Source organism: Labrys sp. E2SS-1L (genome assembly GCF_057073705.1).
Genome location: NZ_CP172712.1, coordinates 3,296,337 through 3,322,601, shown reverse-complemented (window position 1 = coordinate 3,322,601; position 26,265 = coordinate 3,296,337). Strand labels below are relative to the sequence as shown.

Genomic DNA, 26,265 nt, shown 5'->3' with positions numbered 1-26,265 from the left:
GGAGACCGAGTTGAGCATGGACATCGAGCTGAACATGGATAGTGCCTGACCCATGGAAACACGCGCTCACAATGCCCTGATCGGCCTGTTCACGCTTGCAGTCGTCGCCGCAGCGCTCGGCTTTGTGGTCTGGTTCGCCCGCATCAGCGAGAGCCAGACGGTCCGGCGTTTCCAGGTGGATTTCGCCGGTTCCGTCACGGGCCTTACCGTCGGGTCGAGTGTCACTTTCAACGGTATCCGGGTTGGCCAGGTCGAAACGCTGGAGATCAATCCCAACAATCCCTCGGGCGTGATCGCCATCATCAGCGTCCGCGACAAGACCCCGGTGAAGGTCGACACTTCGGCGAGACTGGAATTCACCGGTATCACCGGCGGCGCCAACATCCAGCTCTATGGCGGCAAGCCGAACACCGAGGACCTCAAGCCCAAGGACGACCAGCAATATGCCGTGATCCAGGCCCAGCGCTCGGAGCTGCAGAACCTGGTCGATGGCGCGCGCGACACCATCACCCAGGCGGCCTCCACCATGAACCGCCTGGATGGCTGGATCGCCCAGAACGAGGGCAATGCCACGGCGACCATCCAGAACGTCCAAGCCTTCACCAAGGCGCTCGCCGACAATTCCGCCAATGTCTCCGACTTCCTGCACAGCACCGGCGAGGCTGCCCAGAGCATCAAGCGCGTGGCCGACAACCTCAACGGCATGACATCCGACCTGCAGGCCTTGCTCAAGGCGGTTTCACCCGAGAAGATCGATCATATCGTCAGCAACGTTTCCCTGGCTTCCGACAATCTGACGTCGTTCACCAAGGCCTTCGACGCCGCCAAGGCGCAGGCTGCCGTGGACAATATCACGGCCTTCAGCAAGACCCTGGCCGACAGCCGCGAGCCGCTGCAGGCGTTCGCCACCAATGCCTCCTCGCTGACGGCGCAGCTCAATGCGATGGCGCCGAAGCTCGATGCGGGCCTCGAAAACATCAACCGCATCACAGCTGCCGTCGATAGCGGGAAGGTCAACCAGGTGGTCGACAACGTCGCCGCCTTCACCGGAGCCCTCGGCCAGAACGCCGAAGAAATCACGGCTTTCGTCAAGGATGCCCGCAGGATTTCGGGCGACCTGTCGGCAATGACGCCCAAGCTTGCCGCTGCCTTCGACAGTTTCAACAGGGTCGCGACCGCGCTCGATCCGGCCAAGATCGACGGCGTCGTCACCAATGTGAACAAGTTTGCGACCACCCTCGGCGACTCCAGCGCCCAGGTCCGCCAAGTGGTCGCCGATGCCGGCGATATCTCCAAGAAGCTCAACCGCGCAGCCGACCAGCTCGACGGCATCATGAAGAACATCACCGCCATGACCTCGGGCCAGGGCGGCCAGGGCATGTTCGCCGAGATCACCGAAGCGGCCAAAGCCATCCGCCAATTCGCCACCAATCTCGACGCCCGTACTGCGGCATTGGCCAAGAATCTCGACCAGTTCACCGGTGCCGGTCTGCGGGATTATCGGCAATTGGCCGTTGACGGACAGAAAACCCTGCAGAATCTGCAGCGGACCCTCAACGGACTTCAGCGCAATCCACAACAGCTGATCTTCGGGCCGAAATCGAATATCCCTGATTACAAGGGTAAATGATATGCGTGGTGTCGGTATGCGTTCCCTCCTCCGCCCCCTGCCCGCCCGTCCGGCAAAGGCCCTGGCGCTCGCGGCAACCCTGCTGGCCGGCGGGTGCTCCACGCTGGCCGGTTCGCCACCGCCGGCCACCTATGACCTCAGCGCCCCCCGGGACGTCGAGGCACGCGGCAACAGCCGCGCCCAGATCATGGTGGCAGAGCCGACCGCGCTGCAGGCCATCAATAGCGACCGCATCCTGGTGCATAGCGCCAACAGCCAGATTTCCTATCTGCCTGCGGCCCAATGGGCCGACCGCCTGCCCGTGCTGGTGCAGGCCCGCCTGATTCAGACCTTCGAGAATGCCCACCGCATCGGCATGGTTGGACGACCCGACGACAAGTTCACGCCCGATGCCCTGCTGGTGACGGAACTGCGTGATTTCCAGATCGATGCCGGCACTTCGCCCGTCGCCGTGGTCACGGTTGCCGCCCGGGTGGTCAGCCAGAAATCGGGGCGCATCGTCGCCGCCAATCTGTTTTCCGCCCGTGTCCCCGCCGCCGGCTTGACCGATCAGCAGGCCTCCGCCACCCTCGATCAAGCCCTGCGTAAAGTGCTGATCGAGATCGTGGCCTGGACGACGGGCAAGGCATCCCTGGCATCATGATTTCGATTAGGATTTAATCATAATAGATTGAAACAAAAGGGATATCCTTTGATTCCCTTCAACCCGCCCCGGCGATCATGCCTCCGCCGCCTGCCGGTTCGATTCAGCTGAACAGCGCAGCCTTCTTGGTGAACGGCATGATCTCGATTTCGCCGAGAGTCAGGTGAGGCGCGAGTTCGCGTGCCTTCGGCGGGGCGGGCCGGTGTGCGACGGCGACCTCAACGTCCTTGTCCACCACCGCCTCAGGCTCGAGCCTGAGGGGAGCGGTAAAGATCGAGTGCTCCTCCTCCATCGGTTCCTCATCGATGAAGGTCACCAGCCCGGGAGGAGGTGCAGGCTCGAGTGCTTCCTCCACCACCGCCACCATGTCGAGCACCTTGTCTCGCTCGCTCTCCGGTATTGAAAGACCGGCAGCGCCATCGCCCTTGCCCGAAATTGCCGCCCATTTGTCGAGGCGATGCTGAGCCGTCTCCTCGCCGGCCGCCAGTTCCCTGTGCCAGCGCTGAGTAGCGAGGTGATTGGGCGGCAGGATCAGTTCCTGGCGCGGCACGTCCAGCGTCAGCAACGCCTCGGTCGCCTCCTCATCGAGTTCCAGGATCGGAAAGAGCTCTCCGGGTTCCGCCGTGCCGCCGCCGGTCGCGGAAACAGCCTCGTCTTGCTCGATGGCAGTGGCGCCGATCTCGCCTCCAGCCTGCTCGTCGGCCAGCTGGGTGAACGGGGCATCGGGGCTGTCAGGGCTCGCCAGGTCGGGCGGCAGACCCAAGGACGCGATCTCGGTTGCCGCAAGTTCGAGCCCTGCCCATCCCCGATCGGTGCCAGTGACTTCAGCCCCGTGCCCGGCAACCGGTTCAGCCTGCTCCGGTTCGGCGGTCGACGACGCCATCATCGTGGAAGCTTCCGCCTCGATCGGCTCTGCAACTTCGTCCTTGGGCGTATCTTCCGCCAGTTCAGGAGTCATGGCGGAACCAGCATCCACGCCATCCGATCCGGCTTCGGAAACGGATCCGGTGCTGTCTGTCTGGGTTGCCGCATCGCTCCTTCCGAAAACCGACGTCTGCTCTTCCACGCGGCGCTCGACAAGGGAGGGCGGAGCATTCCCCGGCGACGAAGCCACGCTGGCAGCAACCTCCACGGTTACCGGAGCCGATTGGGCAGCGGCGATCGCCTGCGCGATATCGGCCATACCGCGCGTGACCTCGTCACGGGCATCCAGCGCCCCGGCACTATGGACGAGACGCTCGAGACGGCGGATCGCCGCCAAGACCACTTCGGTGTCGGCATTGCGGTTTCGGCGGGCATATTCGGCCAGGAACCAGCGCCCCCGCGCCGTCTCCATCACGGCCGCTTCGATGGCGCCGTAATCCTCTTCGCTGAGCAGCGTTTCGGGCGAAAGCGATTGCATGAAATGGCCCTCGTCAACTGGCACAGGCGGGCGTAAGAGAATCAACGAATCGTCGTTGTCCTGATTCTCACCCCATATAATCCAAAGCGCCCGCCCGGAGCCAATCCTGTGCGGTTGTTTTCCCCCGATGTCGCTGATTTCCTTCAAGGATTGGAGCGTCTCACGCAAATCTGCGATCGCAGCCAGCGTGACCTACGCCCTGTTGCTCTCCGGCCCCGGCGTCTACACGCCCTTCTTTCCCCTTTGGCTGGTCGAGCGGGGCTTCGATGCCAGCGATATGGGCCTGCTGCTCGCCATCCCCATGCTGATGCGCGTGACTTCGGCCCCCTTCGCCTGGGTCGGCGACGGTCCGCTCGGCCCACGCCGCACCTTTCTGTTCATGGTGTGCTGCGCGGCCTTCGGTTATGCCGGCCTCACTTTTGCCGAGAGTTTCACCGCGGTCGCCATCAATCTGGCCATCGCCTTTGCCTTCGTGGCCGCAACCACGCCCTTGCTCGACACCATCGTTCTGGGCGGTGTCAGCCTGCATGGCCATAAATACGGCCAGATCCGGCAATGGGGCTCGCTCGCCTGGCTCGTTTCAGGACTCACCGCCGGTCTGGTGCTGAAGCATCTGCCGATCACGACGGTGCCGCCGATTCTGGCGATCCTGGCGGCACTCACGGTTTTCGCCGGCCTGTCCCTGCCGGACGATCGCAGCCGCGGCCGGCGGCTGGTCATGCGGCCGGCATCGGAAGGCACCTCGCCCCCGCTCAAGCTGATGATCGTCTTCGTTGCCGGCATTGCCTGCCTGCAGGGGGCCCACGCCTTCCTCTATAGTTTCGGCACGCTGATCTGGCAGGATCAGGGCTTTTCTTCCCTGCAGATCGGCGTGCTCTGGGCCATCGGCGTGGTGCTGGAAACCAGCGTCTTCCTGTTCGGCAGCAATATTGCCGGGCGGCTCGGTCCCTACCGCCTGATCCTGTTCGGCGGAGCTGTCGGCATCACACGCTGGATCCTGCTGGGCCTTGCTCCCGCCAATGGCTTCGCCGTGGCCGGGCTCCAGGCCCTGCACGGCTTTTCCTTTGCCTGCGTGCATCTGGCCACCATGGGATGGGTCGCCCGCTTCACGCGCAATCCCTCGGCGCGCCAGGGCGTGGTCGCCTCGGTCATCGGCATCGGCCTCACCCTCGGCACCGTGATGTCCGGCGAACTCTACGGTCTGTTTTCAGCCCATGGCTATTTCGCCATGGCCCTGATCGCCATGATCGGCACCGGCCTGGTGGTCGTCGCCGGTACGATCGAGCGCAGGAGTGGCGCTCAGCCCCAGAGCCCGGCTTCGGGTGGATAGACGGTGCTGCCGTCATAGCGCAGGCCGGGTTCCCGGTCGCGGGCGAGCAGCAGCGGCCCGTCGAGATCGACGACGACGGCCTGGCCGGCAAGCAGCAATGCCGGGGCCATGGCTAGGGACGTGCCAACCATGCAGCCGATCATCAGGTCGAGCCCCAGCGAACGCGCCTGCCCGGCCAGCGCGATGGCTTCGGTAAGGCCGCCCGCCTTGTCGAGTTTGATGTTGATGGCGTCATAGCGTCCCTTGAGGCTCGGCAGCGACGCGCGGTCATGCAGGGATTCATCGGCACAGACCGGCACGATCCGCTCCACCTGCGCAAGGGCGCCATCATCCCCGGCCGGCAGCGGCTGCTCGATCAGCGTGACGCCGGCCTCCGCGCAGGCGCGCAGATTGGCCGCGAGATTGTCGGCCCGCCAGCCCTCGTTGGCATCGATGATCAATTGCGACTGAGGGGCATGGCGGCGGACGGCGGCGATGCGCGCGGCATCATCGGGCGTGCCGAGCTTGATCTTGAGCAGTGGCCGATGCGCGGCCGCTGCCGCTGCCTCTGCCATGGCCTCCGGCTCGCCCAGTGAAATCGTATAAGCGGTGGTCAGCGGGCCGGGTTCGGCCAGGCCCGCCATGGCCCAGGCCGGCTTGCCGGCAAGCTTGGCCTCCAGATCCCACAGGGCGCAATCGATGGCGTTGCGGGCGGCACCGGCTGGGACGAGGTCCTGGAGAGCGGCACGCGACAGCCCGGCCTCGATCGCCCCACGCCGTGCCTCGATCGCCTCGACCACGCCTTCTACCGTCTCGCCATAGCGCGCATAAGGCACGCATTCGCCGCGTCCCCTCAGGCCATCGCGCGAGATCTCGACGACGACCACAACGGCCTCCGTCTTGGATCCGCGGGCAATGGTGAAAACGTTGGCGAGCGGCCAGCGCTCCACGGCGACGGAAAGATGCGCGGCCATGGCGAAGATCAGGCCTGCTTTTCGGGCGTGTTGACGATCAATCCGTCGAGATTGTCGCGAACGCGGATCTGGCAGGAGAGCCTGGAGGTCGGGCGCACGTCGAAGGCGAAGTCCAGCATGTCCTCCTCCATCGGCTCGGGCTCACCGACCAGAGGCATGAAGGCCTCGTCGACATAGACATGGCAGGTGGCACAAGCGCAGGCGCCGCCGCACTCGGCCACGATACCCGGAATGCCGTTGCGGATCGCCGCCTCCATCACCGTCGAGCCCGGCTCGGCCTCCACCTCCCGGCTTTCGCCGGTGTGATCTCGGAATATGATTTTGACCATCGTCCATCTCAGCTTTCTGACAAGCGTTCTATATAGAGCGCATTGGCAAGGTTCCAGTCCGGCCCCGTCGAGATTGCACGCGAGGCGGGCTTTCCGGACGCTCCACTTTTCACCAACGCGGTCCCAATCCCGGGAAAACCTCGAATTTGCCTCATTTTCGCGCGATTTCGACGTGGTAAAAAAGTCGTTAACGATGCTGCTGGAAAGCGTGCCGAAGCGGTTTCCATTCCCAGCCGTGCAGGATAGGATTTCAAGCTGGCAGCATTGTCCTTCGCATAGGCGGACCGATGCGAACCCCATTTCGCCTGGGATGGGGGCCGAAACAGGTGCAGCGATTTCAGCCTGGGGTCGTCCGGATCCCAGGCGGGCGGCGTTGAATTGAGTAGCGTGAGGCAGATTATGGCGAACAAGTCGAAGATGCAGGATCCGGCGGATGCCGCCCTGTCTGCGATCGAGGAAGCACTCAATCTGAGCACGGCTGCTTCACAGACGCCTGACAAGGAGCCCGCGCAGCTGCCCAAGGCCGACGAGGGCTTCAACTTCGAAGTGGAACCCGAGCCACAGGAACCACCGGCCGCCGCACCTCGCGTCGAAGACAAGCCTGCTGCCGACCGCCCGCTCGCCCGTGAACCCCGCTCGCCCGCCAATGACGATCGCGCCAGCGTTGGCCAATTGCTGCAGGCCCTCCAGCGCCGCCCCTCGCGCACGCCCTATTGGACCGCCCTCGCCCTTTCCGTCGTCTGGCTCGCCGGCGGCGCCCTGCTTCTCAGCATCCTCGGCAACCTCAACCTCGCCAACCTGTTCCAGGCTTCGACCTACCAGGCCAATCCGGGCCTGGCGCTCGGCATTCTCGCCGTGGTGCTGCCGCCCTTCTTCTTCTTTGCCGTGGCCGGCCTGATCTGGCGCTCTCAGGAAATGCGCTTCGTCACCCGTTCGATGACGCAGGTCGCCCTGCGTCTGGCGGAGCCTGAAGGAGCCGCGGCCGAGGCTGTCACCTCCGTCGGCCAGGCCATCCGCCGGGAAGTCGCCGCCATGGGCGACGGCATCGACCGCGCCCTCGCCCGCGCCAGCGAACTCGAGATCATGGTGCATAACGAGGTTTCGATGCTCGAGCGCTCCTATACGGAGAGCGAGCAGCGCATCCGCTCGTTGGTGGACGATCTTTCGACCCAGCGCGAAGCCATCGTCGGCAATGCCGACCGCGTACGCTCGGCCATCGTGGTCGCTCATGACGACCTGACCCTGGCGCTCGGCTCCGTCGCCGGCCGCATTTCCTCGGAAGTCTCCGAAGCCGGCCTGCAGGTGATGCGCTCCTTCGGCGAGCGCGGCAGCCAGCTCACATCGGAACTCGCCAAGGTCGGCGACCACATGGTCGGCGCCATGGCCGATCGTGGCAATTCGCTGATCGACCGCATGACGACGACGGCCCAAGACGTCAACAAATCGCTGTCGAGCTCGTCCGAGCAGGTGACCGAGCAGCTCAACCGTCGCGTCTCCGAGATCACCGAACACCTGACCTCGACCTCCAACCAGGTCAACGAGAACTTCGCGACCCGCGCCAACGAGATCAGCAACACGCTGTCCTCGCGCGCCCTCGAGCTCAACGAGACCCTGACCACCAGCAGCCAGCGCATCGTCGACGACATCGTCGAACGCGGCACCGCGGTCAACGACACGCTGGTGCGCACCGGTTCGGGCCTGACCAATGCCTTCGCCGAGGGCACCGACGTGGTGGTCAGCTCCATTCGCGATACCGGCGCCAAGATGGTCGAGCAGATCATCGGCTCCGTGGCCGACGTTAACAGCACGCTGCGCTCGACGGGCGATGCCATTCTCGGCGACTTGCAGAACCGCGGCATGGACGTCGCCGGCAAGCTCGAGAGCACGGCCACCCAGATCGCAGAGATCATCACCACCCGCGGCGGCGACCTTGCCGATCGCCTCACCCAGACCGGCGAGCGCATTCACGAATCCATCGTGGTCGGCGGCGGCGACATCGATCGCAGGCTGGCAGCGACCGGCCAGACCATCGTGGCCAACATCGAAAAGCGCAGCACCGAAGCCGAGTCTGCTGTCACGGCATCGGCACAGCGCCTGCAGGCCGTGCTGGAAGAGGAAGGCACACAGCTTTCAGCCCGTATCAACACGGCCGCCCGCGACGCTTCCGGCATTCTCGCCATTGGTGGCGACACGCTGACCCGCGTCATCGGCGAGCGCAGCGCTGCCGCCGTCTCGCAGATCAATTTCGGCGTGTCGCGGCTCGAGAACACCGTCGAAACCCAGACCAATGCCTTCGGCAAGGCCCTCGCCGAACGGCTGGACAGCCACGAGAAGCGCAGCCAGGAGATCGCGGACAATCTGCATACGCGTCTCGACGAGCGCCTGTCGGGCCTGGAATCCCGCAGCCTCGACCATGCCCAGAAAGTGCATTCGGCCCTGGACGACACGCTCAAGGGCTTCGATACGCGCTTTGCCGAAAGCGCCGGCACCATCCATGCCGGGCTCGACACCCGCATGTCCGAATTCGAGCATCGCTTCAAGTCGCTCTCCACCCTCGCCCATGCCGATCTCGACCGGCGCCTGGGCGAATTCGAGGTGCGCTTCGCCACCAATATCCAGAACAACCGTTCGGGCCTCGACGATACGCTCAAGGGCTTCGAGCAGCGTTTCAACGCCAATGCCGAGCAGGCGCATGGTGCTCTCAGCCAGCGCCTCGGTGACTTCGAGCAGCGCTTCGGCACCAATGCCGAGGATATCCACGCCTCGCTCAGCCAGCGCCTCGGCGACTTCGAGAAGCGCTTCGGCTCGGGCGCCGACAGCATCCATGCTTCGCTCAGCCAGCGCCTCGGCGAATTCGAAGAGCGTTTCGGCGCCGGCGCCGAGACTATCCACACCACGCTCAATCAGCGTCTGGGCGACTTCGAGAAGCGCTTCGGCTCGGGCGCCGACAGCATCCATGCCTCGCTCAGCCAGCGCCTCGGCGAGTTCGAGCAGCGCTTCAGCGCCGGTGCTGAGGATATTCACACCACGCTCAATCAGCGTCTGGGCGACTTCGAACAGCGCTTCGGTGCGGGTGCCGATGACATCCACGCCGCCCTCAGCCAGCGTCTGGGTGACTTCGAGCAGCGCTTCATGTCGGGCGCCGGCGACATCCAGACCGCCCTTTCGCAGCGCCTCGGCGAGTTCGAGCACCGCTTCATGTCGGGAGCGGGCGGCATCCAGACTGCCCTCGCCGACCGCATGAGCGAATTCGAACAGCGCTTCATGTCGGGAGCGGGCGACATCCAGACCGCCCTCGCCCAGCGCATGAGCGAGTTCGAACAGCGCTTCGGCTCCGGTGCTCAGGGGATCGAGACCACGCTCAACCAGCATCTGGGCGAGTTCGAGAAGCGTTTCGGTTCCAACGCCCGCGACATCCAGACCACGCTCAGCCGCGAGCTGGGTGGTTTCGAACAACGCTTCGGCGCCAGCGCCGATCAGGCCCAGGCCGCGATCGAGCAGCGCATCAGCGATTTCGAGCAACGCTTCGGCGCCAGCGCGGACCAGGTTCAGGCCTCGGTCGACAAGCGCCTGGGCGAGTTCGAACTGCGCTTCGGCTCCAGTGCCAACGGCGCTCAATCGGCTCTCGACCAGCGCCTGGGCGAATTTGAACAGCGCTTCGGTGCCAGTGCCGAGGATGCGCATGGCCGGATCGACACGCGCCTCAACCAGTTCGAGCAGTATTTCGCCGGCAGCGCCAATGACGCCCATACCCTGCTCGATACCCGCCTCAATGATTTCGAGCGCCGCTTCCAGCTGATGGCCTCGACGGCCGCCTCGAATTTCGAGAACCGCATCAGCGACTTCCAGGCCAGCTTCAGCGACACGCTGCAAGCCAACCAGGCCGATCTCGCCGCCCGTCTCGGCGATTTCCAGAGCCGCTTCAACGGAGATGTGCAGAACACCCAGGCCGCGCTCGACGACAGCCTGGCCGCCTTCGAGATGCGCTTCGCCAGCAACACCGCTCTGGTGCGCTCCTCGCTCGACCAGCGCTTCGGCGCCTTCGAGACGCATTTCCTCAACAACTCCTCCGTCTTGCAGGACGCACTCGACGAACGTCTGGTTACGCTGCAGGCGCAGGTCGCGGCCAATACCGACGTCATCCATGGCGCGATTGCCGATAAGCTCAACGCCTTCGAGACCAAGTTCCAGTCGAACGCGACCACCATCCACGCCACGCTGGACAATCAGCTCAAGGCCTTCGAGGATGGCATGAGCCAGCGTATCGGCGAGGTGAACCAGTCGCTGGGGCGCCAGATCTCCGAGCTCGACGACATCGTCAGCAACCGCGGCCAGGCCCTTGCCGCCCGCATCGGCGACGATTCCCGGGCCCTCAGCGACGACCTCGCCCAGAAGCTGCTCGGCTTCGAGAGCTCAATCCGCCTGCACGGTACCCGCCTCACCGACCAGGTGCAGGGTCACACCGCCCAGGCAGCCGAACTGCTGGGCGGCAAGCTCGAAGCCTTCGATGCCCGTTTCGGGACCCACACGGCCTCCGTTGCCCAGACGCTGGAAGAAAAGCTGGCGGCACTGGACGGACAGTTGTCGGATCTCGATGACCGCCTGACCACCAAGGCGAGCGACGTCGCCCAGGCCATCGAGGGCCGCCTCGCCCGGATCGATCAGGGCCTGGACAGCCGCGCCCGCTTGCTCAACGAGACCCTGGCGACCCGCACGCTCGAACTCGCCAAGCTCCTCGGCGAAGGCGGCAAGGAAGTCGGCGCCACGCTGGAAGCCAAGGCCCGCGAGGCCAGCGACCTGCTCGACGGCCGCGCCGCTGCCATCGGCAGCGTGCTCGACAACCGCGCTTCCCAGATCAGCGACCTCCTGGATGGCCGCAGCAGTGCCATCGACGAATTGCTGGGCGGCCGCGCCACGCAGATCAGCACCCTCATCGACGAGCGTACCCAGGCGATCGGCACCCTGCTCGACGGGCGGGCCCGCGAGATCACCTCGCTCATCGACGGCCGCAGCGCGGCGCTCACCGAGACCCTGTCGCGCCGCGCCGACGACATCGTCGTGGCGCTCGGCAACAAGGGTGCCGACCTGACCGAAACGCTCGGCGCCCGCGCCGAGGACCTGACCTCGCATCTCGACAGCCGCTCCTCGCTGATGAGCAACGACCTGACGGTCAAGGCGGCCGAAATCGCAGCGCAGTTCGACAGCAAGACCACGGCCATTGCGGACGCGCTGTCCAGCAAGGTCGGCGAAATCGATCGCGCCCTCAGCACGCGTGCCGACGACATCGCGCACACGCTCGACTCGCGGATCACCCGCTTCGAGCAGGACGTTCTCGGCCGCCTTGCCGATCTTTCGGACTCGCTCGACTCGCGCGGCCTGCATATTGCCGACACCCTCAGCGAGAAGGTGCAGAACGTCTCGGTCGACCTCCTGCAGAGCGTCGCTTCGGTCGATGCCACCCTGAGCCGCCTGTCCGGCGACGTCAGCGTCAAGCTCGGCGAGCGTGCAGAGGAGATCAATGCCCTGCTCGACACCCGCGCCAACGCCATGGCCGGCCTGCTCAGCGAACGCGGTCAGCAGTTGATCGACACGCTGAACCAGATCTCGGGCGATGTCAGCACGCAGTTGCGCGACAAGACCAGCGCCCTCGCCAGCCTCCTGGGCGCCCGCTCCGGCGAGATCGCCCGGATTCTCGACGAGCGCGGCCAGTTCCTGGCGGAGACGCTGTCCACGCGCAGCACCAGCATGTCCGGCGAACTCGGCGATATCGCCGAGGCGATGGCCAAGACTCTCGACGAACGCAGCCGGTTCCTGGTCGACGCCCTGTCGACCCGCAGCACCAGCATGTCGAGCGAGCTCGGCGACATCGCCGAGACGGTGGCCAAGGCGCTCGACGAGCGCGCCGGCCAGCTCGCCGAGTTGATCGGCCAGAAGGGTGGCAACCTGGTCGAGGCTCTCTCGACCAAGCGTTTCGAACTCAGCCAGGCGCTGGAGGCTTCGTCGCAGGCCCTCTCCTCGTCCATCGAGACCAAGGCCAGCCAGGCGATCGGCGATCTCGGTTCGCTGCAGGCTCGCCTGCGCGAGGAAATCACCGCGCTGCTGGATCGGGTTGCCGGCACCAACACCGCCCTGCAGGAATCGCTCGACAACTCCACCAAGGCCCTCGATGCCATCGAGGGTGGCCTGGCCGGCCGCCTGCGCGACTTCCAGTCGACCATGCTGAGCCTGGCGGACCAGACCAGCGGCGCGACCGATCGCGTCGGCGACCAGGTCTCGACGTTGCGCGACCTTGCTGCCCACGTCATCAGCGATGTCGGCACCATGGCCAATCGCCTGGAGGAGCAGAGCGGCCACCTCAGCAGCGCCGCCGCGGTCCTCAGCGATACGCAGGCCCGTGTCGACCATGCCCTCGATGAACGCCGCGCCACCCTGGAGGCCCTGGTCTCCACCGTTGGCGGCAAGGTCGAGGCGATGGAAGCGATGATGAAGTCCTTCGCCGAGGTGATCGAGGAAAAGCTCGCCAATGCCGAAAGCAAGGCGCGCCAGACCAGCGGCCTGCTCGCCGACAACGCCAACACCACGGCCCAGGCCATCGCCGACCAGTTCGAGCTCATCCGCGCCACCACCGGCAAGGAGCGCGACCGCACCTCCACGGCCCTCAAATCGACCTATGAGCAGGCAGTGCAGGAAATCTCCGGCCTGTTCGGCAGCGCCACCGAGCGTTTCGCCGAAGTGGCCCAAGAGATGCGCGGCATGACCCAGACCGTGAAGCAGGAGCTGGAAGCCACCCGCTCCGAGCTCAAGCGCGGCCTCCTGGAGATCCCGAAGGAAACCTCGGACTCCACCGCGACCATGCGCCGTGTCGTGGCCGAGCAGATCCAGGCCCTCAACGACCTCGCCGATATCGTCAGCCGCTCCAGCCGCTCGCTCGATATCGCCGAGCCGACCGACCGGCCGATCCCTGCCCCGCTCCGGCTGCGCGAGCGCGCCGACGTGACGGCCGACGCCCCTGCCCGCCGGGCGGAAATGCCGCGCGCCGGCACGCTGCCTCCGGTGCCCGAACTGAAGCCCGCCGCTCCGGCCCGCAGCACCGCTGTGGCAGCACCCGCCTCGCGAGGGGAACGTCGCGGTACCGGCTGGCTCTCGGAAGTGCTGGCCCGCGCCTCGCGCGAAGAGCCCGAACCGGCTCCCCAGGCCAACACGCCCGCCGTGATGGCCTCCTCCCTCGATACTTTGTCGGTCGACATCGCCAAGATGGTCGAGCATGACGCCGTCGCCGAGGTTTGGGACCGTTACCGTCGTGGCGAGCGCAACGCCTTCTCGCGCCGGCTCTACACGCTGCAGGGCCAGCAGGCCTTCGAGGAAATCCGCCGGCGCTATCGGCGCGACGCGGACTTCCAGGCGACGGTGGACCGCTACGTCCAGGAGTTCGAACAGCTCATCACCGAAGTGGACCGCGAGGATCGCAGCGGCAACATGGCCCGGACCTATCTCACCGCCGATTCCGGCAAGGTCTATACGATCCTGGCGCACGCAGCCGGCAAGCTCACCTGAGCCCGGCTGGAAACGACCTTTCTCAACTGCCTGGTTGAGCATGGAAAAGGCCCCGAAATCCCGGGGCCTTTTTTCGTTGTGTCGGCAGGATGGCTGCCATGCCGAAGCCGGGCTTGCGCTGAAGCTAGGCGCCGCTATTGTCCGTCAATCCTCAGCCAACATGCCGACGCCCGGCTTGCAGTGAGACGTTTGCGATGGGTGACGCCCTGCTCCATCAGTTCCATGCCTTGCTGGCGGTCTATGCGCTCTACACCGTCGCCGTCGCCAGCCCCGGCCCGAGCAACATGGCCATCATGGGCGTGGCCATGGGACAGGGGCGCCTGCCGGCGCTGGTACTGGCTTCCGGCATCATGACGGGCTCGATGATCTGGGCAATGCTGGCGGCCACCGGGGTTTCCACCTTGCTGGCTGCCTATGCCAACGCCATCACCGCCATCAAGATCGGCGGTGGGCTCTATCTCCTCTATCTGGCCGTCAAATCGGCGCGTTCGGCCTTCAAGGCCGGCCAGGACGAAACCAGGCAAGAACGGGGTCCGATCGACTACCGCCGGCTCTACTGGCGTGGCCTGATGCTGCATCTGACCAATCCGAAGTCGATCCTGGCCTGGATCGCCATCATGTCGCTCGGCCTGAAATCGGACGCTCCCGGCTATACGGCCCTGGCCATCATCGTCGGCTGCGCCATGATCGGACTGACGACCTTCGGCGGTTACGCCCTGGTCTTTTCCGCCCGCCCCATGGTTCGCCTCTATCAGAAGGCGCGGCGCTGGATCGAAGCCACGCTGGCATTGTTCTTCGGCCTGGCCGGTATCCGCCTGCTGCTGTCGCGGATGTGAGTCCGGACATCGCCTGGTCATAGGCCGCGCGCCGGGCTCCAACCTTGATAGTCAAACCGGCAGGCTGGCACGGCCCTGCTTGACCGCACTGGCTGGCGCAGGCGTGGTCTTTGCCCGGCTGCAGGCATCCACCACATTGGCGACGAACTGGTGGGCGCAGGCGTCCCAGGAATATTTCAAGGCCTCCGCCCGGGCGTCCGCGGGTTTGAGGTCGAGGCAGGCGCGCGCCGCGACGGCAAGGTCGTTGTCGAGGATGCCGGTCCTGCCGGAGCTGATCACGTCGATCGGCCCCGTCACCGGAAAGGCTGCCACCGGCAGGCCGCTGGCCATCGCTTCGAGCAGGACGATGCCGAATGTATCGGTCAGGCTCGGGAAGACGAAGACATCCGCCGAGGCATAGGCCCTCGCCAGGTCCTCTCCCTCCAGCATGCCGGCAAAATGGACGGCCGGATAGCGCAAGCGCAGCATCTCCAGGGCCGGCCCACCGCCAACCACCACTTTCGAGCCGGGCAGGTCGAGATCGAGGAAGGCCTCGATGTTCTTCTCGACCGCAACCCGGCCGACATAGAGGAAGATCGGTCCCGGCAGGTCGAAGATGCGCACCGGTCTTGGCTGGTACAGTTCGGCATCGACCCCGCGAGACCAGCGCATCAGCCGCTTGAAGCCGCGGGCCGCCAGTTCACGCTCGAGGGCCGGCGTAGAGACCATCGTCCCTGCCCCGGCATTGTGGAAACGCCGGATCCAGCGATAGCTCCAGTCGAGCGGTACCGGAACGCGCGCGGCGAGATATTCGGGAAAGCGCGTGTGATAGCTGGTGGTGAAAGGGCGTCCCTTCTTCAAGCAGGCCCGGCGGGTCAGCAGGCCGATCGGCCCTTCGGTGGCGATATGGACATAATCCGGCTTCTCGGCCTCGATATGCCGCTCGATAGCACCGAGCGGCGGCATGGCAAGGCGGATTTCCGGATAGGATGGCATCGGCACCGACCAGAAGCGATCCGGCGCCAGGAAGTCGATTTCGACGCCCTGTCGCGATGCAGCCGCAGCCGTCTGCTCCAGGGACCGGACGACGCCGTTCACCTGCGGGCGCCAGGCATCGGTGGCGATCAGGATCTTCATGGGACCGGCTCAGGCGGCGCGCTGAGGAACCAGCGTCTCGTCCTGGAGGGCCGGAGGCTTGTCGGCCTGCCGGACCAGTTCGCTCCAGCGCACCAGTTCGAAACGGCCGTCGAAATGCTCGACGATCGCGGTGCAGCTTTCGACCCAGTCGCCGGAATTGATGTAGGTGACGCCATCGAGGTCGCGCAGCGTGGCGTGGTGGATGTGGCCGCAGATGACCCCGTCGCAATTCAAACGCTTGGCTTCCTTGGCCAGGGTTTCCTCGAAATGGCCGATGAAGCTGACGGCGTTCTTCACCTTGAGCTTGGCCCAGGCGGACAGCGACCAGTAGGACATGCCGAGGCGCCGGCGAATGGCGTTCAGCCAGGTATTCACACCCAGGGCCGTGACATAGGCCCAGTCGCCGAGCAGGGCCAGCCACTTGGCGTGGCGCACCACCACGTCGAAGGCATCGCCATGCATTACCAGGTAGCGCTTGCCATCCGCTGCGACATGCACGGTCTGCTCGATGACCTCGATGCCCCCGAAGTGATGTCCGGGGAAATCGCGCAGGAACTCGTCGTGATTGCCCGGAATATAGACCATGCGCGCGCCCTTGCGGGCCTTGCGCAGCAGCTTCTGCACCACGTCGTTGTGGGCCTGCGGCCAGTACCAGCCGCTTTTCAACTGCCAGGCATCGACGATGTCGCCGACGAGGTAGATCGTCTCGGCGTCATAGGCGCGCAGGAAGTCCAGCAGCATGCCGGCCTGGCAGCCACGCGTCCCCAGATGCACATCCGAGATAAAGAGCGCTCGGTAGCGCGTGCCTTCGCTGTCGCTGTTCATGGCACCATCCTCGCCTGGCCCAAAAAACCTGTCGTCGAAACGAAGCATGAGAACGCGGCGCTTGCTTTGATGCGCTTTGCTGCAGACATCAGCGAAATCGACGACGCATCCTGATTGTCACAAACACGATTCAGTTCATGGTTTTATGACAGGCGACATGTCCGAGGGGGATCGCTGCCCATTCGCCCGCTTTTTCTCTGATGGCGTCTTGAGCCGAGACGAAAACAGCTCGATTTGCAAAGACACGCCGAAACAAAGACTTCCAGCAAACAGGCATTCACTCATGAGGGCCTTTCGCTCTAGTGATAGGCAACCCAGAGCACGATGGCACCAAGCACAATGCGGTAGATGATGAAGGGCCAGGTCGAAAAGCGCTCGAGGATGCGCATCAGTCCCCAAAGGGCGGCAAAAGAGGAAATCGCCCCGACCACCAGGCCCACCAGGAGGATCAGCCAGCCTTCAACGGAGAGATGGGCACGCAGAAGCGTGGCGATTTCGTGCAGGCCGGCCAGGGCAATCGCGGGAATGCCCAGAAGGAAGGAAAAGCGTGCCGCCTCCTCGCGCGAGAAACCGCAGAACAGCGACGCCGTCAGGGTCGAGCCGGACCGCGACACGCCGGGGATCAGGGCGCCCACCTGAGCGAGCCCGACGATCAGGGCATCGCGCAATCGCATGTCCTCGACCCGGCGCCGATGGCGAGCCAGGAGTTCGGCAGCAGCGAGCAGGCCGCCCATGACAAGGCAGGCAAGGCCGATCACAGGCAGGGCCCGCAGGGGACTGTGGCAACGATTGAGCGTTGGCGCGAGCAGCAGGCCGGCCAGCACGATCGGCACCGTACCCAGCACCACGCCGACCGCCAGGCGAAATTTCGGGGACATCCAATCCCCCGTGCGTACGGCCGCCAGCGACCCAAGGGTGATCGAGCGGATATCCGTCCAGAAATAGCAGACCACCGCGCACAGGGCCGCAAGCTGCATAGCCGCGGAGAAGGCCGAGCCGGGGTCCTGCCAGCCGAGCAGGGCCGGCACCAATCGCATATGGGCCGTGGAGGAGATCGGCATCAACTCGGTGATCCCCTGGACCACGCCGAGGAAAGCGACCTTTGCCACCCCCAAAGTCATAAAGCCGGTGTCGACGCCGTCGGTGCAAGCGCCACTCATTCCACACCTCAAGGATTGCGCCCGACCCAGCACGCGCACCCACAAAACTTTCGATCGCGGCAACTTTACGGCAGGCCAGCGTCGCCGATGAAATTGCGGTGCGCTTCATGTGACGGCGTGTTGCCGCTGCGGCGAGCGGCAAGATTAAATCGGACACAACTTCGGCTTGTACCCTTGAAGCTGCCCCCAGCCACCCCCAATTGCTCGGGTGCTGGGTTGCAACATGGGAGAGGATAATGACCTCTTGTTCTACGCGTGGCCGCTGGCATCCGCTTCATGTCGTGGCGGTCATCGCCGGCTTTCTGATCTGGTGGCCGCTTGGCCTGGCGGCGCTGGCCTATTTCATCTGGGGCGACCGCTTTCCCCGGGAAAAGGTGCGTGAAGGCTTCGAGCGGGCCAAGGCGGAATTCGCCGGCTTCTCGCGTGATCAGCGCAGCTATGCCGGCCATGGCTGGTCGGCCACCGGCAATGCCGCTTTCGACGACTATCGCCGCGAGACGCTGCGCCGCCTGGAAGAGGAACGCCGGCGCCTCGAGGAAGAAGGCCGCGCCTTCGCCGAATTCGTCACCAATCTGCGTCGTGCCCGCGACAAGGAAGAGTTCGATCGCTTCATGGCCGAGCGCAATGCCGCTCGCAATGGTGGCGAGGGACACTCCGCCTGATCCCGAGAGCAAGGTGCGTTTGGGCGGGAGCGATGTAGACCGAGCGGGTCGCACCTTGCTCAGGCCACCAATGTTTCCAAACCGATCACGAGGCCCGCACAGCCCGGCTGTGCGGGCTTTGTCATGTGCGGGGCTTGGGGACGACAGGCTTGGGCGCAACCTTCGCGAAACCCGCGAAGGACTATCCGTTCTTTTTGCGCAAAGCGCGCTTCCACCACATTTTGCCCGCAGATTGAGGGGTGTCTTCCCTCTTCTCGACATGATTCCAACCATTCATCTGACAAATATTGGTGTGGCATCCCACACAGTGCTTGCGACCGCCCCCCCGATCGGGCATGGTCCGCACCGGCCGGCTGATGGCATTTGCCTCGCGAGGACCGGCTTTCAGGATCGATAATTTCAACGACAGCCGAAGGGCTGCAACTTTCGTCTAAAGGACCCCACAATGAAGCTGGTACGGTTTGGCGTGCCGGGCTCTGAAAAGCCCGGTTTGATCGATGCGGATGGCAAGATCAGGGACTTGTCGGCCCATGTCGCCGATTGGAAGGGCGACGCCCTCTCGCCGCAGTCTTTGGCCCGGATCGCCGCCCTCGCGCCAGCCTCGCTGCCGGAAGTGACCGGCAATCCGCGCCTGGGCTCCTGCGTCGCCCAGCCCGGCAACTTCATCGCGGTCGGCCTCAATTATGCCGACCACGCCGCCGAGAGCAACATGCCGATCCCCCAGGAACCGGTGCTGTTCAACAAGGCACCGTCCTGCGTGGTCGGCCCCAATGACGACGTCGTCATTCCGCGCGGTTCGGAGAAGACGGATTGGGAAGTGGAGCTGGCCATCGTCATCGGCAGCCGCGCTTCCTATGTCGAGGAGAAGGACGCCCTCTCCTACGTCGCCGGCTATGCCGTCTGCAACGACGTCTCCGAGCGCGCCTACCAGATCGAGCGCTCCGGCCAGTGGATGAAGGGCAAGGGCTGCCCGACCTTCGGTCCGCTCGGCCCCTGGCTGGTTACCCCCGACGAAGTCGGCGACGTCCAGAACCTTTCCATGTGGCTCGATGTCGACGGCGAGCGCGTGCAGACCGGCTCGACCAAGACCATGATCTTCGGTGTCGCCCACATCGTGCACTACATCTCGCAGTTCCTGATCCTGGAACCGGGCGACGTCATCACCACCGGTACGCCTCCCGGCGTCGGCATGGGCATGAAGCCGCCGCGCTATCTCAAGCCCGGCAATGTGATGACGCTCGGCATCGAGAAGCTCGGCGACCAGCGCCAGACCACGGTTGCCTGGAGCGCCTGAGCCGTCCGCCAGCCCTGACGGCATGACCGGCGCCCTTCCCCGCTCGACGGGAGGAAGGGTGCCAGGTGTCGCAAGGCTGGACAGCACAACATGAAAAAGCCTTCGCGCCGGCATGAACCTGCGCGAAGGCTTTTTTATTGGAAATTCAGCGTCTTACTTGAAGATACCAGGCTGGTTGGGTTCGCCCGGATCATCCCAGCGATAGGTCAGGCCCGCCGAGACGATGTCGACCGAAGCATCGACTTTGCCGAAATAGGGCAATCCTGAATAATGGGGATTGCGAGAATCGAGCTTGATATCGCCATTCAAAGCAAACAGGTGCGAATAGGCAAGATCGACCGAAAGCTTGTTGTTGAACTTGTAGCCCAAGCCGATCGAGGCATGAATGCGATCGCTGTCAGGCAGGCGCAGGTCGCGATTGGTGTCGGAAATCGGCGACCATTCATAGCCGAGACCAGCCCGCAGTGTCAGCTCCGGGCTCCAGGCATACTCTCCGCCGATCGAGGCATAGTAGCCATCATCATACTTGAATGGCAGGGTCGTGACCTCGCGGCCGGCCGCGGCTCCTACGTCGCAACGACGGGAATCACGCCGAAGCGGCTCCAATTCGTCCATTCGAAACCAGCGGAGAGCGTGAGTTCGGGCGTCACCCTTTGTGTGATACCGATGGTGAGCTGATCGGGCAAAGTCAGATCGGCCTTGACGCGCATCTGGCGCAAAATCGGCAACGCAGCGCCCGGATTTCTAAGGGTCCCCTCAAGATCCTGTTTAACAGCCGAACGGTAACCGATGCCAATCTGGGTGCCGTCGACCGGCGTGATCGTGAGACCGGCAGTCAGACCATAGCCCCAACTATCGCCCTCGATTGAGGCGGTCGGCGCGCCAGGAAGAGTTGCGCTGCCCGGCGGAAGTCCTGGGAACGGAGCAGCCTGTGTCAGGCGGGTCTTGAAATACATGGCCTGAAAGCCGAGGCCGACCGAGAGCCAATCCGTCACCTTGTAGGCGATGGTCGGATTAACATCGAAGGAGATCACCCTCGAGGTGCGGGCATAGACCTGTCCCGGCGAATTGAAGGGATTCTTGGTGACCAAGCCGAAGGGCGTGTTGGTGGCAAGGCCGATCCAGAGCCTGTCATTGACCTGATAAGACGTATAGCCCGCCGCCAGGATGCCGTCCTGCGCGATGTCGCCGGTGCTGGTCCCCTGCCACAAAGGCGCCGGCAAACCGACGAAAGTCGGCGTGATTTCAGCCTGCGGGAAGATGCCGCTCACAGACCACTGGGACTGCCAGCCAGGAATGGCGGTCATCGTCGCCGGGTTCCAATACATGGAGCTGAGGCCACCCGATCCGGCCGCAACACCGGCAAAGCCCTGGCCAAGACCAATTGTGCTCTGCTCGCGCAGCGCGAAAGAGCCGGCATAGGCTTGGCTCGCAACCAGCGAAACGCCGGCCATCAGCAGGAATGCGAGTTGGGTGTTTCTTGCCATTCGTTCCCCCATATCATGACCCGCCGCTACGGCAGGTCCGGCTGAGTAATCTCAGCTGCCTATTGCTTTTGTCTGACCACAAGCAAGTAAGTGTTGCTTGCGGACGGTTCATTCGAACTCATGATTCTTCGTACCAGAATATTCGACGCTTCGTAACGGCCGGGGTCGCCGTTTCATCGTGTTTCCGTCACACCTGTGTCTCAATTCAGCGGGGTTGTTGCGTTCCTGTAACACTCGGTTTTTACGTCAACTTGGGGCGAGAAACATGCTTTACCGAGTGAAAAACCATCCCAAAGCTCGTTTGCTCGCGACCACGCGGGTCGGGGGCACTCCGACGGCTCGATGAAAGAGGAGTGAAACACAAACGTCTCCATCATCATCTTGTTGGATGACAATACATCGCAAAGCTTAGATAATTCCCGAGAACTTCTTCAGGCGGGAGCTCGGCAATGAGCGTCATCCCTTTTCCTCGCGTCGGCCTGCAGAAAGGCCCTGCAGCCCTGTTGCCGCCCATTCCCATCTTCGATGCACGCGACAGCGGCCTGGCCCTGCACGCCCAGGCCCGCCTGGATACGGTGCGGGCGCTGCTGCGCTCCTGCCTGATCTCGATGCCGGCGGAGGCCCATGGCAAGGTGGCCGAACTCGACGCCGGCGCGCATGCCTGGCTGCTCGCCAGCCCCTCCCCCTATGTCGGCGAGATCGAGGCGATCGCCGCGCTCCTGCCGATGCCTGGCGCCTTCCTGATCAACGCAGCCTATGAGTGGGGCTGTACAACCCTGGCGGCGGCCGCTCCGGACGGACGCGGTGCCCGGCTGCTGCGGACGCTCGATTGGGATTTCGACGGTCTCGGCCGCTTCGTCGAGGTGGTCCGCCAGCGCGGCCCTGCAGGAGAATTCCTCAACGTGACCTGGCCTGGTGCGGTGGGGGTGCTGACGGCTCTGGCGCCCGGCCGCTTTGCCGCCACGATCAACAAGGGTCCGGCACCAGCCGGCGCGGCCAGCGCCAGCGGTGCGATCGTGCCGGATCTGTCCGGCTTGCGGCGCGGGCTGATGCCCGCCATGCACCTGCTTCGCCGCGTCTTCGAGGAGGCTCCCGATTTCGCCACCGCGCGGGACCTGATGGAACGTATACCGATCGCCGCCGAGACGATCTTCACGCTGACGGGCCTCTCGCCTGCCGAGACCTGCGTGATCGAGCGCAGGCCTGAGGCTTTCGTCACGCAGCCCGGCCCGGTCGCCGCCGCCAATGACTGGGCCAATGCGCCGAGCTGGAACAATGGGATGCTGTGCGAAAGCGACAGTCCCAGCCGCCGGTTGGCGATCGCCTCCCATGCCGGCCGGGCCATGGCGCCCTTCGCCTGGGTGGAGCCCCCCTTGCGCAATGCCATCACCCGGCTTGCCGTCGAGGCCGACGCCCGCCAGGGCAGCCTGCGTGTCCGCGGCTATGAGGCAACCCCGGACCGCAGCGATGCCATGCCCGTCACTGCCGACCTTGAGCTGCAGGTCTGACGACAGCGCTGGCGGGAAACTCGCGCACTCGCGTCACCATAGAAGAAGGGGCGGACCGTTGGCCCGCCCCTCTCCGGTGTTACCTGTCGTTGGACTTCAGGCCGCCGCAGCGACCGTTTGCGGCGCGTCGTCGCCGCTCAGCGCCGCTGCGAGCTGGGCCTTGTCGAGTTCGCCCTCCCAGCGAGCTACCACGATGGTGGCGACGGCATTGCCGACCAGATTGGTGAGGGCGCGGCATTCGGACATGAAGCGATCGATGCCGAGAATGAGCGCCATGCCGGCAACCGGAACGGCGGGCACCACGGCCAGCGTCGCCGCCAGGGTGATGAAGCCGGCTCCGGTGATGCCGGCTGCGCCCTTCGAGCTCAGCATGGCGACGAGGAGCAGCAGGATCTGGTCACCCCAGCTCAGCTGGATGCCGGTGGCCTGCGCGATGAACAGCGCCGCCAGGGTCATGTAGATGTTGGTGCCGTCGAGGTTGAAGGAATAGCCGGTCGGAATGACGATGCCCACCACCGACTTGCGGCAGCCGGCCCGCTCCATCTTGTCCATCAGGCTGGGAAGCGCCGCCTCGGAAGAAGAAGTGCCGAGCACCAGCAAGAGCTCTTCCTTGATATAGCGGATCAAGGCAAGGATCGAGAAGCCGTTATACCAGGCGACCGCCCCTAACACGACCAGCACGAAAAGCAGCGAGGTCAGGTAGAAGGTGCCGATCAGCATCAGGAGATTGGCCACCGAGCCGATGCCATAAGCGCCGATGGTGAAGGCCATGGCACCGAAGGCGCCGATGGGGGCGGCCTTCATCAGGATGGCGACCAGCCGGAACATGCCGCGCGAGATCGAGTTCAGCACGATCATCAGCGGTTCGGCCGCGCTGCCGATCTGGGCCAGCGCGATACCGAACACCACCGAGAAGAACAGCACCTGCAACACGTCCCCGCCCGCAAGCGCGCTGATCGGGTTGTTGGGGATGATGTTCATCAGGAAGCCGGTGATGGTCTGGTCATGCGCCTTGGCGGCATAATCGGCCACTGCCTTGGGATCCAGCGTGGCCGGATTGATGTTCAGTCCTGCGCCCGGCTGCACGACATTGCCGACCAGAAGCCCAATGATCAGGGCCAGTGTGGAGAAGGTCAGGAAGTAGATGAAGGCCTTGCCTACGACACGGCCGAGCTTCTTGAGATCGCTCATGCCGGCAATGCCGGTGATCACGGTCAGCGCGATCACCGGGGTGATCACCATCTTCACCAGCTTGATGAAGGCGTCGCCCAGCGGCTTCAGGGACTTGCCGATATCGGGATAGAAATGACCGAGCAAAATCCCCAGCGCGATCGCGACAAGGACCTGGAAATAGAGGTTTGCATAGAAGGGGCGCTTGCGCGGAGCTTCTGCCTTGGGCGTCTCGCTGAGGGCGATCATCTGTTCCTCCGTGGGGCCTTGGCAGGCAGCCTGGCCCATGGGTTTCCTCGACGCCGCTTTCTGCTAGCGGCTCCCCTGTGAACAGCAAGTCTCGTGCCAACCTTCCAAGATATTGATATTGCTTACCTTCACGATTCTTACCCGATGACGGCGCCGGCAGCATTGAGCGAAGTCCCGCACATCGACCTTGCTCTTGTGCGGATTTCCGCACATGCTCGATATGAAGGATGACAGCGGAAACCGATGAGCGGAGCGGCACAAAGACGGCGAAGGCGACGGATCGAATGGCTGATTTTTGCTGCCCTCAGCCTGGCAAGCCTGGCACTCTCCGTCTGGCTCGCCGGCAATTACGGCACGCGCCAGGCCGCCGACGCCCTCAGGGCCCAGGCTGCCGGCAGCGCGACGCTGGATATCGCGGTCCTGCGCAGCGAGCTGGAAAAACAGCGCACGCTTTCCCTGGTCCTGTCGCGCGATCCCGATGTGCTCACTACCTTGAGCACGCCGGATACGGCCCATATCGGCGCCATGAACGCCAAGCTCGAAAGCCTGAACGCCGGCGCGCGCTCGGCCGTGATCTATCTGATCGACCGCACGGGCCTGGCGATCGCCTCCTCCAACTGGAAGGAGGACATCAGCTTCGTCGGCACCAACTATGCCTTCCGCCCCTATTTCACCGAAGCCGTGGCCAAGGGTGATACCGAGCATTTCGCCCTCGGTACCGTCAGCCAGCGGCCCGGCCTCTACATCGCCCGACGCATCGACGGCCCAGGCGGCATGCAGGGCGTCATCGTGGTCAAGGTGGAGTTCTTCTCGGTCGAGGAAGACTGGCATCGCTCGGGCGCCATCGTCTACGTCACCGACCCTCGCGGCATCGTGCTGCTGACCAGCCAGCCGGAATGGCGTTTCATGGCGCAGGCCCCGATCACCGCCGAGGAGGCAGCCAAGATCCGCGCCTCTCTGCAATTCGGCGACTCGCCACTGGCCGTCTTGCCGATCCGACGCAGCCAGGCGGCGACGCCGGGCGCGGACTTCGTCTCGCTGCGCGGCAGCGGACTGCATCTTGCCAGCGCAAGCGAGGTCCCTTCCACGAATTGGCAGCTGCATCTGCTCGAGCCCGCCGCACGAGCGCTTGCGGCCGGCGCCGCGACCTTGCGCTCCATCACCTTTGCCGTGGTCGGCGCCATTCTGGTCCTGCTCGGCATTCTGCTGCACAGGCGCCAGCGGGCGATCGCGCGCACCGCCGAACTCACCGAGGCGCAGATCGAACTCGAGCATCGCGTCGAGGCACGCACGCTCGACCTCAGCCAGAGCAACGCCCTCCTCTCGGCCGAGATCGACGAGCGCCGCAAGGTCGAGGCCAAGCTGCAGACCGCGCGGGACGAACTCACCCAGGCCAACCGCCTTGCGATCCTCGGCCAGATCACGGCGGGCCTTGCGCATGAGGTCAATCAGCCGGTCGCCGCCATCCGCAGTTTCGCCGACAACGCCGCCATTTTCCTCGATCGCAGCGAGCCGCAGCCAGCACGCCAGAACCTGGCGACCATTGCCGGGCTGACCGAGAAGATCGCCGACATCATCGCGCAACTGCGCCGCTTTGCCCGCAAGGCCAGTGGCGATGTCGGTCCAGTTGCCTTGCAGGACGTGCTCGACGGCGCACTGCTGCTCGTAGGCATCAGGGCACGGCGCCAAGGGGCCGAGATCGAGGTCGAGCCGGTCGCCGAGGATCTCCAGGTGGCTGCCAATCGCGTTCGGCTCGAGCAGGTGCTCGTCAATCTCCTGCAGAATGCCCTGGAAGCGTTGGAGGGACGGTCCGAGCAAACAATCCAGATCGGCGTCGCCTGCGAGGGCGAATTGGTCCGGCTCGTCGTCGCCGACAACGGCCCCGGCCTCGCGCCGGAGGTGACGGCCAACCTCTTCACGCCCTTCACCACCACGAAAGCCGGCGGGCTCGGCCTCGGGCTGGTGATTTCCAAGGACATCGTAGAGGAATTCGGTGGCCGTCTCGAGGTCGAAAGCCAGCCGGGACAGGGCTGCCGCTTCCTGGTGACATTGAAGCGAGCCGAGAAAGAAGGATGAACGGAATGGGCAACACTTTGGTATTCCACTTCATTCGGTCT

16 protein-coding genes and 1 pseudogene are annotated in these 26,265 nt (G+C 64.6%); 9 read left to right on the top strand and 8 right to left on the bottom strand.

The window, feature by feature from the left end; all coding sequences use genetic code 11:
* The first annotated feature begins 52 nt into the window (after window positions 1-52).
* A complete protein-coding gene (locus ACIGJE_RS15325; protein WP_367622541.1) occupies window positions 53-1,630 on the top strand; it encodes an MlaD family protein in 1,578 nt (525 codons plus the stop codon).
* Window positions 1,631-1,646: 16 nt separating this feature from the next.
* Entirely contained in the window at window positions 1,647-2,273 is a 627-nt protein-coding gene (locus ACIGJE_RS15320) for an ABC-type transport auxiliary lipoprotein family protein (protein WP_415086601.1), read from the top strand.
* 103 nt (window positions 2,274-2,376) lie between these two features.
* Here ACIGJE_RS15320 and ACIGJE_RS15315 read toward each other — a convergent pair whose 3' ends face one another.
* Window positions 2,377-3,822 (bottom strand): hypothetical protein, encoded by a 1,446-nt coding sequence (locus tag ACIGJE_RS15315; RefSeq protein WP_367622540.1) that lies wholly within the window; start codon window positions 3,820-3,822, stop codon window positions 2,377-2,379.
* Between ACIGJE_RS15315 and ACIGJE_RS15310 the strand changes: the two genes are divergently transcribed.
* Window positions 3,803-5,005 carry an MFS transporter gene (locus ACIGJE_RS15310; RefSeq protein WP_415086602.1) on the top strand — a complete coding sequence of 401 codons (1,203 nt, stop codon included), beginning with the start codon at window positions 3,803-3,805 and terminating at the stop codon, window positions 5,003-5,005. The two genes, ACIGJE_RS15315 and ACIGJE_RS15310, sit on opposite strands and share 20 nt — an antisense overlap.
* Here ACIGJE_RS15310 and dgcA read toward each other — a convergent pair.
* Together dgcA and ACIGJE_RS15300 are read right to left on the bottom strand one after the other, a co-directional pair.
* Window positions 4,975-5,958, bottom strand: a complete 984-nt coding sequence (dgcA, locus tag ACIGJE_RS15305; RefSeq protein WP_415086603.1) for an N-acetyl-D-Glu racemase DgcA — start codon at window positions 5,956-5,958, stop codon at window positions 4,975-4,977. The two genes, ACIGJE_RS15310 and dgcA, sit on opposite strands and share 31 nt — an antisense overlap.
* 8 nt (window positions 5,959-5,966) lie before the next feature.
* Window positions 5,967-6,287, bottom strand: a complete 321-nt coding sequence (locus ACIGJE_RS15300; protein ID WP_068298777.1) for a 2Fe-2S iron-sulfur cluster-binding protein — start codon at window positions 6,285-6,287, stop codon at window positions 5,967-5,969.
* A gap of 399 nt (window positions 6,288-6,686) precedes the next feature.
* Between ACIGJE_RS15300 and ACIGJE_RS15295 the strand changes: the two genes are divergently transcribed.
* Complete coding sequence (locus ACIGJE_RS15295) at window positions 6,687-13,841, top strand: apolipoprotein A-IV repeat region-like domain-containing protein (protein WP_415086605.1); 7,155 nt, start codon at window positions 6,687-6,689, stop codon at window positions 13,839-13,841.
* A 194-nt stretch (window positions 13,842-14,035) separates the two neighbouring features.
* Complete coding sequence (locus tag ACIGJE_RS15290; RefSeq protein WP_394309330.1) at window positions 14,036-14,677, top strand: LysE family translocator; 642 nt, start codon at window positions 14,036-14,038, stop codon at window positions 14,675-14,677.
* 51 nt (window positions 14,678-14,728) lie between these two features.
* On the opposite strand, the gene ACIGJE_RS15285 is transcribed toward ACIGJE_RS15290, so the two are convergent.
* The 3 genes from ACIGJE_RS15285 to ACIGJE_RS15275 form a co-directional block, all read right to left on the bottom strand.
* A complete protein-coding gene (locus ACIGJE_RS15285) occupies window positions 14,729-15,793 on the bottom strand; it encodes a glycosyltransferase family 4 protein (RefSeq protein WP_415086609.1) in 1,065 nt (354 codons plus the stop codon).
* A gap of 9 nt (window positions 15,794-15,802) precedes the next feature.
* Window positions 15,803-16,618 (bottom strand): UDP-2,3-diacylglucosamine diphosphatase, encoded by an 816-nt coding sequence (locus tag ACIGJE_RS15280; RefSeq protein WP_367622534.1) that lies wholly within the window; start codon window positions 16,616-16,618, stop codon window positions 15,803-15,805.
* Between the two features lie 299 nt (window positions 16,619-16,917).
* Complete coding sequence (locus ACIGJE_RS15275) at window positions 16,918-17,778, bottom strand: undecaprenyl-diphosphate phosphatase (protein ID WP_415086611.1); 861 nt, start codon at window positions 17,776-17,778, stop codon at window positions 16,918-16,920.
* 236 nt (window positions 17,779-18,014) lie between these two features.
* Between ACIGJE_RS15275 and ACIGJE_RS15270 the strand changes: the two genes are divergently transcribed.
* Complete coding sequence (locus ACIGJE_RS15270) at window positions 18,015-18,440, top strand: DUF2852 domain-containing protein (protein WP_367622532.1); 426 nt, start codon at window positions 18,015-18,017, stop codon at window positions 18,438-18,440.
* A 445-nt stretch (window positions 18,441-18,885) separates the two neighbouring features.
* On the top strand, window positions 18,886-19,734 hold the full coding sequence (locus ACIGJE_RS15265) for a fumarylacetoacetate hydrolase family protein (protein WP_367622531.1): 849 nt from the start codon (window positions 18,886-18,888) through the stop codon (window positions 19,732-19,734).
* 153 nt (window positions 19,735-19,887) lie between these two features.
* Here ACIGJE_RS15265 and ACIGJE_RS15260 read toward each other — a convergent pair.
* A pseudogene (locus tag ACIGJE_RS15260) lies at window positions 19,888-21,188 on the bottom strand (OmpP1/FadL family transporter).
* A gap of 482 nt (window positions 21,189-21,670) precedes the next feature.
* Between ACIGJE_RS15260 and ACIGJE_RS15255 the strand changes: the two are divergent.
* Window positions 21,671-22,729, top strand: coding sequence for an Ntn hydrolase family protein (locus ACIGJE_RS15255; RefSeq protein WP_311940355.1), 1,059 nt, complete (start codon window positions 21,671-21,673; stop codon window positions 22,727-22,729).
* A gap of 96 nt (window positions 22,730-22,825) precedes the next feature.
* On the opposite strand, the gene ACIGJE_RS15250 is transcribed toward ACIGJE_RS15255, so the two are convergent.
* A complete protein-coding gene (locus ACIGJE_RS15250) occupies window positions 22,826-24,148 on the bottom strand; it encodes a dicarboxylate/amino acid:cation symporter (protein ID WP_311940357.1) in 1,323 nt (440 codons plus the stop codon).
* Window positions 24,149-24,391: 243 nt separating this feature from the next.
* On the opposite strand from ACIGJE_RS15250, the gene ACIGJE_RS15245 reads away from it, so the two are divergent.
* Window positions 24,392-26,224, top strand: a complete 1,833-nt coding sequence (locus ACIGJE_RS15245; protein ID WP_415086615.1) for a sensor histidine kinase — start codon at window positions 24,392-24,394, stop codon at window positions 26,222-26,224.
* Window positions 26,225-26,265 lie beyond the last annotated feature (41 nt).